General features: G+C 21.9%; 13 protein-coding genes. 2 read left to right on the top strand and 11 right to left on the bottom strand.

All coding sequences use genetic code 11. From position 1 onward, the window contains the following. Positions 1 to 93: 93 nt before the first annotated feature. The 3 genes from rsmA to nfo all read right to left on the bottom strand — a co-directional run bounded on the left by rsmA (position 94) and on the right by nfo (position 2,965). Positions 94 to 909 (bottom strand): 16S rRNA (adenine(1518)-N(6)/adenine(1519)-N(6))-dimethyltransferase RsmA, encoded by an 816-nt coding sequence (rsmA, locus tag BUCIKOCA2762_RS00470; RefSeq protein ID WP_154028371.1) that lies wholly within the window; start codon positions 907 to 909, stop codon positions 94 to 96. 743 nt (positions 910 to 1,652) lie between these two features. Beyond that, positions 1,653 to 1,958 carry a 50S ribosomal protein L25 gene (gene rplY, locus BUCIKOCA2762_RS00465; RefSeq protein WP_154028369.1) on the bottom strand — a complete coding sequence of 102 codons (306 nt, stop codon included), beginning with the start codon at positions 1,956 to 1,958 and terminating at the stop codon, positions 1,653 to 1,655. Positions 1,959 to 2,095: 137 nt separating this feature from the next. Beyond that, positions 2,096 to 2,965 carry a deoxyribonuclease IV gene (nfo, locus tag BUCIKOCA2762_RS00460; protein WP_154028367.1) on the bottom strand — a complete coding sequence of 290 codons (870 nt, stop codon included), beginning with the start codon at positions 2,963 to 2,965 and terminating at the stop codon, positions 2,096 to 2,098. 284 nt (positions 2,966 to 3,249) lie between these two features. Here nfo and BUCIKOCA2762_RS00455 point away from each other — a divergent pair, with 284 nt between their 5' ends. Next, complete coding sequence (locus BUCIKOCA2762_RS00455) at positions 3,250 to 4,125, top strand: glycine--tRNA ligase subunit alpha (protein WP_154028365.1); 876 nt, start codon at positions 3,250 to 3,252, stop codon at positions 4,123 to 4,125. Between the two features lie 10 nt (positions 4,126 to 4,135). Further along, on the top strand, positions 4,136 to 6,214 hold the full coding sequence (glyS, locus tag BUCIKOCA2762_RS00450) for a glycine--tRNA ligase subunit beta (RefSeq protein ID WP_154028363.1): 2,079 nt from the start codon (positions 4,136 to 4,138) through the stop codon (positions 6,212 to 6,214). 334 nt (positions 6,215 to 6,548) lie between these two features. Here the strand turns inward: glyS and BUCIKOCA2762_RS00445 are convergent, their stop codons facing one another. The 8 genes from BUCIKOCA2762_RS00445 to BUCIKOCA2762_RS00410 all read right to left on the bottom strand — a co-directional run bounded on the left by BUCIKOCA2762_RS00445 (position 6,549) and on the right by BUCIKOCA2762_RS00410 (position 14,650). Then, positions 6,549 to 6,866 carry an integration host factor subunit alpha gene (locus tag BUCIKOCA2762_RS00445; RefSeq protein ID WP_154028361.1) on the bottom strand — a complete coding sequence of 106 codons (318 nt, stop codon included), beginning with the start codon at positions 6,864 to 6,866 and terminating at the stop codon, positions 6,549 to 6,551. A gap of 3 nt (positions 6,867 to 6,869) precedes the next feature. Beyond that, complete coding sequence (gene pheT / locus BUCIKOCA2762_RS00440) at positions 6,870 to 9,263, bottom strand: phenylalanine--tRNA ligase subunit beta (protein ID WP_154028359.1); 2,394 nt, start codon at positions 9,261 to 9,263, stop codon at positions 6,870 to 6,872. 15 nt (positions 9,264 to 9,278) lie between these two features. Continuing rightward, on the bottom strand, positions 9,279 to 10,253 hold the full coding sequence (gene pheS / locus BUCIKOCA2762_RS00435; RefSeq protein WP_420022478.1) for a phenylalanine--tRNA ligase subunit alpha: 975 nt from the start codon (positions 10,251 to 10,253) through the stop codon (positions 9,279 to 9,281). A 143-nt stretch (positions 10,254 to 10,396) separates the two neighbouring features. Next, complete coding sequence (rplT, locus tag BUCIKOCA2762_RS00430; protein ID WP_154028355.1) at positions 10,397 to 10,756, bottom strand: 50S ribosomal protein L20; 360 nt, start codon at positions 10,754 to 10,756, stop codon at positions 10,397 to 10,399. Between the two features lie 48 nt (positions 10,757 to 10,804). Then, positions 10,805 to 11,002, bottom strand: a complete 198-nt coding sequence (gene rpmI / locus BUCIKOCA2762_RS00425) for a 50S ribosomal protein L35 (protein WP_154028353.1) — start codon at positions 11,000 to 11,002, stop codon at positions 10,805 to 10,807. A 69-nt stretch (positions 11,003 to 11,071) separates the two neighbouring features. After that, positions 11,072 to 11,608, bottom strand: a complete 537-nt coding sequence (gene infC / locus BUCIKOCA2762_RS00420) for a translation initiation factor IF-3 (RefSeq protein ID WP_154028351.1) — start codon at positions 11,606 to 11,608, stop codon at positions 11,072 to 11,074. 3 nt (positions 11,609 to 11,611) lie between these two features. Beyond that, complete coding sequence (gene thrS / locus BUCIKOCA2762_RS00415; protein WP_172598348.1) at positions 11,612 to 13,546, bottom strand: threonine--tRNA ligase; 1,935 nt, start codon at positions 13,544 to 13,546, stop codon at positions 11,612 to 11,614. Between the two features lie 54 nt (positions 13,547 to 13,600). Beyond that, entirely contained in the window at positions 13,601 to 14,650 is a 1,050-nt protein-coding gene (locus tag BUCIKOCA2762_RS00410) for a 3-deoxy-7-phosphoheptulonate synthase (RefSeq protein WP_154028349.1), read from the bottom strand. Positions 14,651 to 14,988 lie beyond the last annotated feature (338 nt).

The raw sequence follows: 14,988 nt of genomic DNA, 5'->3' as shown, positions 1-14,988 counted from the left end.
TTCAATAAACTATTTTATAAATAAACTAATAAAATATTACATATACAAAAAATTATATATATAAAATATCAAGTATATATTAAATTATTTGTATTAAAAATATAATTTTAAAAAATTTTTTGCAAGTAAATAATACTGGTATACAGAAACATCTTCTGCCCGAGAAAACGGATGAATATCACATTTTAATAATGTCTGTTGAGAAAATAATTTAGATATATTTTTATTTAAAAATTTACGTCTATGCTGAAATGCTATACGAGTAATTAATTCTAATGCAAAAAAATAACGATTTATTTGCTTTTGATTATGTATACGATATGGAATAAATCGTAAAAAAACAGAATCTATTTTAGGACTTGGAAAAAAATTACATTTATCAATATCGCAAATAGGAATAATTTTATAAAAATACTGTGCAAGAATACTTATTTTACCATATTCTTTACTACCAGGTATTGCTAACAATCTACACGCTACTTCTTTTTGAAACATAAAATTCATATCCAAAATATACGAATTATATTGAATTAAATTTATTAATAAACAGGTAGAAATACTATATGGTAAATTCCCTACTAATCGATACAAAATATTTTCATGTAAAGAAAAAAAATATTGAAAATCAAATTTCATAACATCAGTTAAAATAATTTGCATTTTTTTATTATACTTACTCTGTAATAAAAAAAATACAATATTTTCATCTATTTCTAATACTGTAATTTTATTAACTACATTACAAATCGGGAATGTTAATGCTCCTAAACCTGGCCCAATTTCAATAAAATTATCAATATTTTTTAAATACATTTGTTGTAATATTTTATTGATAATAATTTTATTTTTTAAAAAATTTTGTCCAAATCTTTTTACTGGAATATGCTTTTTATATATCAATCCATTCATTAATATATCCTATAAATATTTACACTACTTATATAAATAAAAATTATTTCATTAAAATTAAATAATTCACTATTAACATAAATACACGTATATTTTTAAAAAAAAATTTCTTTTAATCTCTTTTATATATATAAATAATGATAAAATTTGTATATATTATAATATTTTCTAAAAAATTAATAATAAAAATTATTAATTAATAATTCTCCAATACAGTATAATACTGTTATATTAGTAATATGAACTAAATAGTATATAAAAAATTTGTAATTTTATTAAATAAGCGCAATAATAAAATCACAATATCTATATTAATTCTATCAAAAATATTTAATTATGTTATTAAAAATATTTAATTATTAATAATTTATTTTAAAATAAAATATATATTATTAATTTTAATACTTATAAAAATCAAATAACTACAATAAAAATAATTTCAATTTATTTAATTAATATACATAAAAATATTTATTTAAAATAATAAATACATTTATATTATCTATTTTACGTAACATATTATATATAATATTAAATATTATATTAATTATAATATTAATATATATTTATTATATTAATACAATATAAAATAGTCGGCACGAAAGATTTTTAAAATAACAATTTTTTATAATTGAATTTGTTTTAAAATACGTGCCGATAACAATATTTAATATATTATTAATTATTAAAACAGATCAATAAAAATATTGTTATAAATACATAAAAATAAAAAAATTATTATTTCATATAATATTATTAACGCATAAAAAATCTATATGAAGTAAAATAGATTTAAATGCATGATACTGAATATCTTTCAGAATAACCAAAAACTTTTTTTTATCTAAAATAATAGACAATGTTTTAGAAAAAAAATTACTATTTTTTTGTAAATTAAATACTATATCGTGTTCTAATAAAATTAATAATTCTTGTTTTAAAAATTTTTTACCATATATTATACCTGGCATTTTATGATGCACTTTACGTACATAACGACTATTACTAGTACCTTTTTTATCACGATAAATGGCATTTAATGTTATCATATATAATATCCTTGCTAAAAATAATAAAAATTCTATTGTTTCAAAAATTAAAAAACTTATTAATTATTTTATTTAAAATAATTATACTAAATTTATTAGTTATACAATATATATTGTAATATACTACAAATAATATTTTATTGCTTAAAAATACTTCTTTGACATAATAATGATTGCTGTTTTAACCAGAATATTTCGTTTTTCCACATTTTTGTATCTTTAGTTTCTAAAATAATTGGAATATTTTGAAATTCAGTAATTTGAACAATCTGAGAAAAAACATGTTTTTTTATTTTTCCGTAACCTAAATTATGATGACGATCTAATCGACTATTACACCTTCCTTTAGAATCATTTATATGAATTCCACATAAATACTGTAATCCTATTACAGCATTAAATTTTTTAAACGTCTCTTGAAAAGCAGAAAAATCATTTAATTGATATCCTGACGCAAATAGATGACAAATATCTAAACATATACCAATTCTAGATTTATCTTCAATTTTATTAATAATAAATGCAAAATGCTCAAAACAATATCCCAAATTACTTCCTTGACCGGCAGTATTTTCTAATACAATTACTATTTTGCGTGTTTTACTTAATACAAAATTTATAGAATTAGAAATAATTTCTAAACATTTCTTTTCTGTAATTTTATATAAATAACTACCAGGATGAATATTAATCATTGTTAAACCTAATTTATAACAACAATTAATTTCATGAATAAAAGCATAACATGATTTTTTATTCATTTCTTGATTAGGATGACCTAAATTTATTAAAAAACTACTATGTGGTAAAATTTGTAGAGGGGAATAACAATATATTTTACAATTTTTACGAAAATCATTAATTATATTTTTTGTTAAAGGAGGATGATTCCATCGCAACGGATTGTTTAAAAATAACGAAAAAGCCGTTGCATTTAATTGATGTGCTCGTAATACAGATTTATCTAATCCACCTTGAGCACTAACATGTGCGCCTATATATTTCATTAAATTTTATTATTCCTATTAAAAACAACATTTTTATGATATTTAAAATAAATCTAATATAGATATACTAGTTTATCTGTAATAATAATGCTAATATCAATATTATTATTTTTATAAAATGTACTAATAAAAAAACAAGATCTATTACAGATTTTTTCTACTTACAAAGTAAGTAATACTATACTAAAAAATTTATAGAAATAACATATAACATATACATTTACTTTAAATAACACTAATATATTGAATAATTTCAAAATATTACAAATAAATGAAATAAAATCATGTCTATATATATTTATACATTCCATGAAATAATTCAACAATTAAAAAATTTTTGGCATCAAAAAAAATGTACTATTTTACAACCATTAGATATCTCTATAGGAGCTGGGACATTTCACCATCATACTTTTTTTAATATCTTAAATAAAAAAACTGCTTCTGTTGCTTACTTACAGCCATCCAGACGTCCATCTGACGGACGTTATACCGATCATCCTAATCGATTACAGCATTACTATCAATTTCAAGTAATTATCAAACCCACTCCCAGTAATGTTCAAAAAAAATATTTGTCTTCTTTAAAAAATATTGGAATTGATATAAAAAATAATGATATTAGATTTATAGAAGATAACTGGGAAAATCCTACATTAGGAGCATCTGGATTAGGATGGGAGGTATGGTTAAATGGAATGGAAATAACACAAATTACATACTTTCAACAAATGGGCGGAATTAATTGTAATGAACCAACTGTTGAAATAACCTATGGGCTAGAAAGAATTGCAATGCATATACAAAATATAAATAATATTTTTGATATAGTATGGGACATACATGCTACAAAAAAAATTAAATATTCTGATATATTTTTAGATCACGAAAAAGAAAATTCATCTTATAATTTTGAATTATCGAGTACTCAATGTATATTACAATTATTTAAATTACATATACAAGAAGCAACACGATTAATTAAACTCATTAATCCAATCCCTATTCCTGCATATGAACATATGCTTTATGCTATTCATTATTTTAATTTATTAGATTGCAAAAAAGTTTTATCAACTACTGATCGAACAGACTATATATTAACTATACGAAAAAAAATTAAAAAAATTGCTAAACAATATATCCTTAATCAAAAATAAAGAGTAAAAAATGAAACAAAAAAATTTTATCACAGAAATACAAACAGAAGATCTACCAAGCAGAGAACTTAAAAATATAGCAGAATTTTTCTATTCATCCGTAAAAAAAGAATTAAATTATTATGATATTCAATATAAATCTATAAATTTATATTATACTTCTAAAAAAATAGCTTTAAAAATTCTTTCTTTGTTATACATTCAAACAAATAAATATATTAGAAAAATAGGCCCTCTAATAGAACAAGCTTTTAGTAATAACGGTAATATCACCCCATTAACAAGATTATGGTTACAATCACATAATATATCTATTGAAAATACAGAAAAAATACAAATTAATAAAAAAAAATATCTTAATTATACAAAAAAACAAAAAACTCCTTCGTTACACAAAATTTTAGCATATATTTTATCAAAAATAATAAAAAAAATACCATTTAAAAAATCTATGATATGGAATACTAATTCCATAAGATTTTCCCGTCCCATACTAAACATAATGAGTTTATTAAATCATAAAATTATTTCCTTAGATATACCGGGTATTACTTACAAAAATATTTCTCACGGGCACTTTCTGATGGCTCCTGAAGAAATAATTTTTACACATGCAGATCAATACACTACTGATTTATTTATAAAAAAATACATAATAATTAATTATAAAGAACGAAAAAAAAATATACTTATTCAATTAAATTATCTATCAAAACAAATAAATAAATCAATTAATATTAATAAAAAGCTATTAGAAGAAACTACAGCATCTGTAGAATGGCCAATAGCATATTTAGGTCAATTCAAAAAAAAATATTTAAAAATACCCCCAGAAATATTAATTAATACTATTGAAAATAATCAAAAATATTTTCCATTATATAATAAAGAAAAGAACACAATAACAAACAAATTTATTTTTATCAGTAATGTTAATTCTATTAATGAAAAAAAAATTATTCGTGAAAATGAACAAGTATTACGCGCAAAACTAAGTAATATCAATTTTTTTATAAGCAAAGATCAAAAAATAAAATTTTCTGATAGATTATATTTGTTAAAAAATATATCTTTTCAAAAAAATCTTGGATCTATGTACGATAAAACTTTAAGGATAAAAAAATTAAGCCAATATATTGCAAAAAAAATAAATACAGATACACAATTAATCAAAAAATCAGCTATTTTATCTAAATGTGATTTAACAACTAATATTATAACAGAATGTACAGCCCTTCAAGGAATAATCGGCATGTATTACGCATTAAATAATCAAGAAAATAAACAAGTATCTTTGGCTATTAAAGAACATTATTTGCCTAATTTTTCACAATCAAGTTTACCAACACAAAAAATATCATGCGTATTAAGTATTGCGGATAAAATAGATACAATTGTAGGAATTTTTAGTATTGATAAACAACCAACTAATCATAAAGATCCATTCGCTTTACGCCGAGCAAGTATTGGAATCATTCGAATTATAATTGAAAAAAAAATAAATATTAATTTATATAAAACAATTCAAAAATCAAAAAATTTATATAAACATATTAAAAAAGAAAAAATAATACAATTAATTTTAAATTTTATATTTTCAAAATATATCTCACTATATTCAAAAAAATATAACAAAAGAATTATACAATCTGTTTTATCTCTACAATTAACAAATATTCTTGATATTAATAAACGTATAGATGCACTCACGAGTTTTCAAAAAACCCATAATTTAAATATTATTACTGTAATATATAAAAGAATTAATAATATTATTTCTAAAACTATAAAAAAATTAAAATTAATAAAAATTAATACAGATTACTTATACTGTCAAAAAAATTTTTTATTACATGAAAATAAATTAATTAAACAGATTAAAGCAATTACAAAAGAAATAAATAAAACAAAAAAAATAAATTATTTGAATTTATTAATAAATATAAATCAATTATGTAAACCAATAGAAATATTTTTTCAAAAATCTTTTATAAATGATCCCAAAATAAAAATACGCTCACATCGTATATTTATATTAAAAAAAATAAAAAAAATATTTTTATGCATCACTGATTTTTCTCACTTATAATATACAAATTAATTTATATATTTATATATAAACATATATTCTATATAATAATTACTATAAAAATTACTAAAATATTATACTGTATTAGTAATACATATACGATATTAAAAATGTAGTTAACATAAAATTTATTTTTATAAATATAAAATATTATTTAAAATTATAAAATAAAAATTTTATCTAAACTTACATAACATTATTTCATGAAAATACAGTATAATTAGTATTTAATAATAAAGATAATCATTCAAAAAAAAATATATAATAAAACATTTATTATTTCATACAATTTTTTATAAAAATCATATACATTATTATTAATATAATGCATAAATTATGTAATAATATTTTTTTTAAAATGAATATTTTTTAAAGATTCTATACGATGTTTTAATTTTTGACCTGATTTAAATACTACTACTCTACGAGCAGTAATTGCAACACACTCTCCAGTTTTTGGGTTTCTACCAGGTCTTTGTTTTTTATTTCTTAAGTAAAAATTACCAAATCCAGATAATTTAACTTCTTCTCCTATTTCTAAAGATTTGCGAACCTCTTCAAAAAAAATATCTACTAAATTTTTTACATCCTGTTTACTTAATTTTAACTTTTTAAATAAATAATCCGAAATTTCTGCTTTAGTTAATACCATAATTTAATCTCTTAAAGTTGCTCCAAATTTATCTTTTAATGCATTAATACATTGCAATATATTCAAAGTAATATCAGATTCTTTTAAAGTTCTAACTGCATCATTAAAAACAAAACAAATAGATACACTCTTTTTTCTAATAGGAATATTATTTCCAGTATATACATCATATATATGTATGTCGGTATTTTTTATACTAATATTATTGATACATAAATTTAAAATATCTTTACTCAAAATAGTGTCTGGCACAATAATAGAAATATCTCTTTTACTATTTGGTAATAAAGATATATTTTTAATATTAGTATCTGATCGATTACAGATTTTTTTCCACATAATTTCAAATAAAATTACAGAATCCTTTAAATCAAAAATTTCATGAAAAGAAGAATCTAACACTCCAATTCGACCAATCAACTGATCATATAAATAAATTCCTACACTTTGTTTTGAACATAAACCAACATATTTTTTTGAAATAAATTCTACATCCTTTAGCTTTCCACAAATATTTAAAATAGATTCAAGATCACCTTTTAAATCATAAAAATCTAATTTTCTATTTTTTAAATACCACTCACGACGTCCAATAAATCCGCTAATAGCACCAGATAAATATTCATCTTGAATAACTGGAGTATAACGATCTTTAGGTGAAACAAAACATAATCCAGTTTCAAAAAGACGAATAGATTCCTGTTGTCGTTTTTGATTATATGAAACACAGCTTAATAAACCAATCCATAACGATAATCTCATTTCAGACATATCATTCGAAATAGGATTTTTTATTTTTAAACTCTTATCTTTCAATTTAAAACATTCTTGTATAGCAGAATTGACAAAGCTATATGAAATAATTTCAAAATATCCGTGATCAGAAAGAAATAATTTAATTCGTGATAATGATATTTTGCCTTTTTTAATTAAAAATTTATTTATATATTCGCGAGGTGATTTAGCGATAATTTTATTATATCCATATATTCGAATTATTTCGCTGATTAAATCTTCAACAATTCTAATATCAGAACGCCAATATGGCGGTGTAACATATAAAATATTTTTCTTTTCAAAATATGAAAAATGACAATCCTTTAAAATAATAATGATATCTTTTTTAAAAAATTTAATTCCAGTAATTTTGTTTAATTGTTCAATTTTTAATAATAAAACAATAGGAATAAATATATTCGTGTTCATTTTATATATTTTATATATAGAAAAGTTTCCGCCGCATATTTTTTTAATTAATGTTTGTATATATTTAAGAATATTTTTTTGTAAAACAGGATATATATTATATTTCATATAATCCATATTTTGCTTAATAGTAGGTAACGGTAAAGATCGATTTTGTATAAAATCAGAATTAAAGCAAATAGATCCTAAAAATAAATTTTTTGTAAAATTATTAACTTTATAATATTTAGAATATACCATATCTTCAAAAGATAAAATTTTTTTAGAATCATATAGAATAATTGTACCTTTCGGTAATAAAAAATTTTTATTATTTTTATCTATAATTAATTCTTCTTTATTTAAACTAGATATATATAATTTTTTACTTAATAAATCTAGATCAAATACATGAAACCAATGCCCGGTCTCAATAAAAACATAATTAATGATATTTTTTATAATATTATTCGTAAACATATCAGATTTTATTAATCGTTCTTGCATATAAAATGGTAAAACCGATTTTAAATCTATAGCATATAATTCACAAAAAATATATTGAATATAATCATTTTGAATATCAATACTCACATTACCTTTAATAAAATTTTTTAAATGTAAAAAACTTTTATGCTTAATTTGAGGTAATGGTAAATTGTTTAATAATGCAATTTCTCGAGATAAACCCCAAATAGAGCGTAAATCTACTCTATTAAATGGAATAAAAAATTTCATTAAATATTTGTTTATATGTCTATAATTATTAAAGCTTAACCCAATTATAGCATTACATTCTAAAACAACAATATCATGATTATTCTTATCGATTCCTAAGGAATGATAAGAACCAAATTCATTATTTTTATTTGTTTTAGAAAAATTTTCTGTTAATATACAAGATTTTTTTTTTAAAGAATTATTCGTCAATATAATCGGTATTTTAGTACCTATTAATAAATACTCTTTATCCATAAATACAATAAAAATTTTTTGATTGTTTTGTATACAAATCGTATAAATAAATAATTTTTTAATTATATTAAATGGTTTTTTAGAAACAATCTCACCAATAACTACATTTTGTAAATATAACGGATTTTCTTTAATACATTCCGCTTCACAACCAAAATTTGTTAATTGTTCACACAGCTGTTTACTTGAAATAGGCGGATTAACCCACTGGCGTAACCATTCTTCTCCAAACTTCATTACTATTTCTCGCTATTAAACAAATTGTTTTAAAAATCGTATATCATTTTCAAAAAAACGACGAATATCAGATACCGAGTATTTTAACATAGCTATTCTTTCTACACCAATACCAAATGCACAAGCTGAATAAATATTACAATTGATATTGCAATTCTGCAAAACATTTGGATGTACCATACCACATCCTAATATCTCTAACCAGTTACCGTATTTATCCTGAATATCCATTTCAGCAGACGGACAAGTAAAAGGAAAATACGAACTACGAAACCGTATTTTTGTATTTTTTTTTAAAATTTGAACAATAAAATTTTCTAAAATCCATTTTAAATTTGCAAAAGAAACGGATGTATCTACTATCAAACCTTCAATTTGATGAAACATAGGAGTATGTGTTTGATCATAATCTCTACGATACACTTTTCCGGGAATAATTGCTTTAATAGGACCAGGATTTTTTTCTAAAATTCTAATTTGCATACCAGAAGTTTGAGTTCGTAATACATATTTTGAATTAAACCAAAAAGTATCACTAATATTTCTAGCAGGATGATTATAAGGTATATTCAAAGCATCAAAATTATAATATACACTCTCTAATTCAGGACCGTAATACGTTTCAAAGCCTAAATAACTAAAAATTTCTTTAATTTCTTCAATAATCATAGTAATAGGATGCAAACTGCCGCGTTCAATTTTTCTACCCGGTAACGTATAATCTACAAAATACTGATTTCTTTGATTAATTAATTTATTATCTTTTAATTTTATTTTTTTATTATTAATTTTGTTATTAATTTTTTTTTTAAAATTATTTAAAATAGTACTACATTGTACACGTTCAGAAATATTCAGTGTAGTTAATTTACGGAAATAAAAATATAAAATACTATTTTTTCCTAGATATTTTGATTTAAAATTATTCAGTGACGTACTGTCATCTATTTCCTTAATTTCATCTATAGCAGATATAAAAGTTTTTTTTATAGACTCATATATTTCTTTTTTTAATTTCACATATACACCAATATATTTACTTTATAAAATTATATATAATATAAAAATCTTTAATATACATAGGGAGATTATGGATTCTCCCTTTGATAAAATTTATAAAAATTTTTAATATATCAAGTAATTACAGCATTTTTAGAACGTTCTATTAACATATTAAACGCACTTTTATCATAAACTGCTGTTTCTGCTAACATTTTACGATTAATATTAATTGACAAAATTTTTAAACCATGCATAAATTGACTATATGATAGATTATAGCTTTGAACTGCAGCATTGATTCTAATAATCCATAATTTTCGAAAATTTCTTTTTTTATTACGTCTATCCCTATAAGCGTATTGTCCTGCCTTGATAACAGCTTGATTAGCAACACGATATACTCTAGATCTCGCTCCTCGATATCCTTTTGCTAACTTAATTATTTTTTTATGACGAGCGTGTGCTGTAACACCTCTTTTAACACGTGCCATTAAAAATCTCCTATAAATTATTTTAATATATAAATTATTTTAGTAACATCAAAAATAAGGAAGAAAAATAGACACTTTATGTTGATCCGACATAGAAAGAATAATTTTTTTACGAAGATGACGTTTATAATTTGTATTTTTTTTGGTTAATATATGGCGTAAATTAGCTTGTTTACGCTTAAAATGACCGGAAGCAGTTTTTTTAAATCTTTTTGCGGCACTACGCAAAGTTTTAATTTTAGGCATAAATATTCCAGAATAGATATATGTATATTTAAAGAAATATTATTTACATTATTGAATTACAATTAAATTTTATTTTTTTGGAGATAACATCATAATCATTTGTCGCCCTTCAATTCGTTTAGGAAAATATTCAACACAAGTTAAAGTAGACAAATCATCTTTTAATCGATTTAACATATTAATTCCAATACTTTGGTGTGCCATTTCTCGACCTCTAAATCGTAAAGTAATTTTTACTTTATTACCATCTTTTAAAAATCGTATTAAATTTCTTAATTTAACTTGATAATCTCCTTCATCTGTATTTGGTCGAAATTTTATTTCTTTAATTTGTACAATCTTTTGTTTTTTTTTCTGTTTTTTAAGAGCTTTATTTTTTTCATATAGAAATTTACCATAATTCATAATACGACATACCGGAGGTTTAGAATTAGGACTAATTTCTACTAAATCAAAACCATATATTTCTGCTTGTTCTAATGCTTTATCTATACTAACAATACCGAGTTGCTCGCCCTTTAAACCCATTAATCGTACTTCAATAGAATGAATCTCTTGATTAACACGATAAGAACGAGATAATTGATTTTTTTTTCCGACTTTAATACTCTAATCCTCCATATTGACATCTTCTATATTATAATTTTTAATATTATGTATTATATTTTGAATAAAAATATCTATACTTTGCTGATATTGTTTATTGTTAAATCGATTTCTTACTGTAATATAATTACATTTAATTTCTTTATCACCACATACTAAAATATATGGAATTTTTTGTTTAATATAAGAATGAATTTTAAATTTCAAACTATTATCGGTAATATCGGAAATAGCTCTAATATTATACGTTAATAGTTTTTGTATTATTTGTTGTACAAATAATACATGTAAATTAGTAATACTAAGTACGACTACTTGAATAGGACATAACCATAGCGGTAATTTACCATTATATTCTTCAATCAGAATACCAATAAATCTTTCAAGCGAACCTAATAATGCTCTATGAATAATAATAGGATACTTTTTAATACCTTTTTTATTGATATAAAAAGCACCTAATTGCTTTGCTAAATAAAAATCTAATTGAATAGTGCCACATTGCCATATTCGTTGTAAATTATCTTCTAAAGAAATTTCAATTTTAGGGCCATAAAATGCTCCTTCACCTAATTGATATTGAAACGGTAAACTATTTTTCTTTAAAACAGTTTCTAAATCTTTTTCAGCTTGATTCCATATTTCATCATCACCAATTCTATTTTTTGGACGAGTAGAGAAATTAATAGTAATTTTTTTAAAACCAAATGTTTTATATAAATCAAATAATAAATTAATACAGTGGTGTAATTCTAACTGAATTTGTTTTTTTCTACAAAAAATGTGGGCATCATCTTGAATAAATCCGCGTACACGCATTAATCCATGTAATGCACCAGATGATTCTTGTCTATGACAACTACCAAATTCAGCAATACGTATAGGTAAATCCTTATAAGATTTTAAACCATTTTTAAAAATTAAAACATGTGCAGGACAATTCATAGGTTTTATACAATATTCTCTATTTTCTGACTTAGTAACAAAAATAGATGAGTGATAATATTTCCAATGACCACTTTTTTTCCATAAAGATTTATCAATAATAATCGGACTATTAACTTCTAAATAATTATTTTTAATTAAATAAGTACGAATAAATTTTTTTAATTGCCTAACAATAATATATCCGTTATTATGCCAAAATATCATTCCAGGTGACTCTTTTTGGATATGATATAAATTTAATAATTTTGCAATTTTACGATGATCGCGTTTTTCTAATTCTTTTGATTTATTAATAAAATCTAATAACTGATTTTTTGAAACCCACGCTATAACATGAATCCGTTGTAACATTTTATTATTTTTATCGTTATTCCAGTATGCTCCTGATATATCTTTTAATAAAAAATATTGACAAAATTTAATATTAGATACCTGAGAATGATTATAAAATTCACAATAATCTTCATGATAACAAACATCAATAATATTTTTATTAATAAATTGTTTTTGTATTATATTTATTTGATAAATTTCACCTTTCTTATTTAAGTAATCTAAAAAATCTGAAACAATAATACTTTTAACATATATATTATATGAACTAAAAATTTTATCTAACATTTTTTTAGAAATTTTATCTAAATCTTTTTTTGTTAACACATACGACATATCAACATCACAATAAAATCCAGATTCAGTTATAGATCCACCAGCTATTTTAGCATCTGGCCATATATACTGTAACACTCGATTTAATAATTGCATACAAGAACGTCTAACTTGCCGTATAAATGTTTTATCGTTTTCATTAATCATTACAATATCTGCATCATGATGAATTAATGTATCTAAACTAACTAACTGATTATTTATAAGTCCAGCTATAAAATTTAAATTATGCTTAGGAAATATGTCTTTAGAAATATCCTGTAAAGTAACTGCATTTGCATAAATCTTATTAACTCCATTGCACGACACAATAATCGGCATATCCAATCCTTAAAAATATATTAAAAAAAAATATAACTATAAAAATATAAGAAATTAAAATCGAATCTTAACTACTTTTGATAATTCCTTCAATATCGATACACTATCTTCCCACCCTAAACAAGAATCTGTAATAGATTGACCAAAAACTAGATTATTAATATTAGTCACACTTTGTGATCCTTCTTCTAAGAAACTTTCAATCATAACTCCTGAAATAGCAGTAGATCCATTATAAATTTGTTTATAAATTGAATTTGCAACTTCTAATTGACGTTTATAATTTTTAAAAGAATTAGCATGACTAAAATCAATAATTAAATGTTCTGGTAAATCAAACATTTTTAATTTTTGAACTGTAATATCAATATCTGATTTATGATAATTTGGTAATTTACCGCCTCGCATGATCATATGAGCACAATTATTTCCAATAGTATGATGAATACTACTCTGTCCATATTTATTAGGTGCTAAAAATAAATGACTAGCTTTTGCGGCACGAATAGCATCAATTGCAATTAAAATATTTCCATCTGTTCCATTTTTAAATCCTATAGGACAAGGTAAATAAGACGCTAATTCTCTATGAACTTGACTTTCTGTAGTACGAGCTCCAATAGCGCCCCAACTAATTAAATCAAAAATAAATTGACTTACAATAGAATCTAAAAACTCTGTTGCAGTTGGGACGCCTAGTTTATTGATATGTAATAATAATTTTCTCGCAGTAGATAAACCCCGATTTACATTCAAACTGCCGTCCAAATAAGGATCCGAAATCAAACCTGTCCACCCTAAAACAGTACGAGGTTTTTCAAAATATGTTCGCATAATAATTTCTAAATAATCAGAATATTTATTACGCAATATTTTTATTTTTGTAGCATATTCTATAGCTGCAATAGGATCATGAATAGAACATGGTCCGATAATAACTAATAATCTTTTATCACGACCTAATAGAATATTTTTTATATTATTACGAGTAACTTCAATTAAATCATATACGTCAGAAGTAATAGAATAACGTTTAAATAATTCTTTTGGAGTTATTAGTAAACTATCATTCTGTATATTAACTAATCCATCAATTTTATTCATTTCATTCTCTATATAATTAAATAAAAAAATTTATATTCCAAATAATCAATAATTTATTTTTCTGTAATAATACATTATATACATAATATATATTACGTGATATAAATTATATTTAATAACACATATATCAAAAAAAATATTAATAAAATATTATTTATTAACATATAATACATAATACCATATTCAAATCATGTAATAAAAAATTAATAAAATTAATTTATATTACATAATAAATTATAGATAAACTATCTATATATAAAGATAAAAAATTTTAATATTAAAATTTATATCACTAATATTTATATTGCTACCATTTTTATTTGAAGTAAAATATATTT

This window comes from Buchnera aphidicola (Cinara kochiana kochiana), from assembly GCF_900698905.1.
GTDB lineage: Bacteria > Pseudomonadota > Gammaproteobacteria > Enterobacterales > Enterobacteriaceae > Buchnera_F > Buchnera_F aphidicola_W.
Note: the sequence above shows the minus strand (reverse complement) of the source record. Positions and strands in the feature narration are given on the sequence as shown.

Excerpts from the sequence above, each read along its gene's own strand:
- rpmI (WP_154028353.1), bottom strand. The coding sequence starts at position 11,002 with ATGCCTAAAATTAAAACTTTGCGTAGTGCCGCAAAAAGATTTAAAAAA.
- rplY (WP_154028369.1), bottom strand. The coding sequence starts at position 1,958 with ATGATAACATTAAATGCCATTTATCGTGATAAAAAAGGTACTAGTAAT.
- rplT (WP_154028355.1), bottom strand. The coding sequence starts at position 10,756 with ATGGCACGTGTTAAAAGAGGTGTTACAGCACACGCTCGTCATAAAAAA.
- BUCIKOCA2762_RS00445 (WP_154028361.1), bottom strand. The coding sequence starts at position 6,866 with ATGGTATTAACTAAAGCAGAAATTTCGGATTATTTATTTAAAAAGTTA.
- BUCIKOCA2762_RS00455 (WP_154028365.1), top strand. The coding sequence starts at position 3,250 with ATGTCTATATATATTTATACATTCCATGAAATAATTCAACAATTAAAA.
- thrS (WP_172598348.1), bottom strand. The coding sequence starts at position 13,546 with ATGCCGATTATTGTGTCGTGCAATGGAGTTAATAAGATTTATGCAAAT.
- pheT (WP_154028359.1), bottom strand. The coding sequence starts at position 9,263 with ATGAAGTTTGGAGAAGAATGGTTACGCCAGTGGGTTAATCCGCCTATT.
- rsmA (WP_154028371.1), bottom strand. The coding sequence starts at position 909 with ATGAATGGATTGATATATAAAAAGCATATTCCAGTAAAAAGATTTGGA.
- nfo (WP_154028367.1), bottom strand. The coding sequence starts at position 2,965 with ATGAAATATATAGGCGCACATGTTAGTGCTCAAGGTGGATTAGATAAA.
- glyS (WP_154028363.1), top strand. The coding sequence starts at position 4,136 with ATGAAACAAAAAAATTTTATCACAGAAATACAAACAGAAGATCTACCA.
- BUCIKOCA2762_RS00410 (WP_154028349.1), bottom strand. The coding sequence starts at position 14,650 with ATGAATAAAATTGATGGATTAGTTAATATACAGAATGATAGTTTACTA.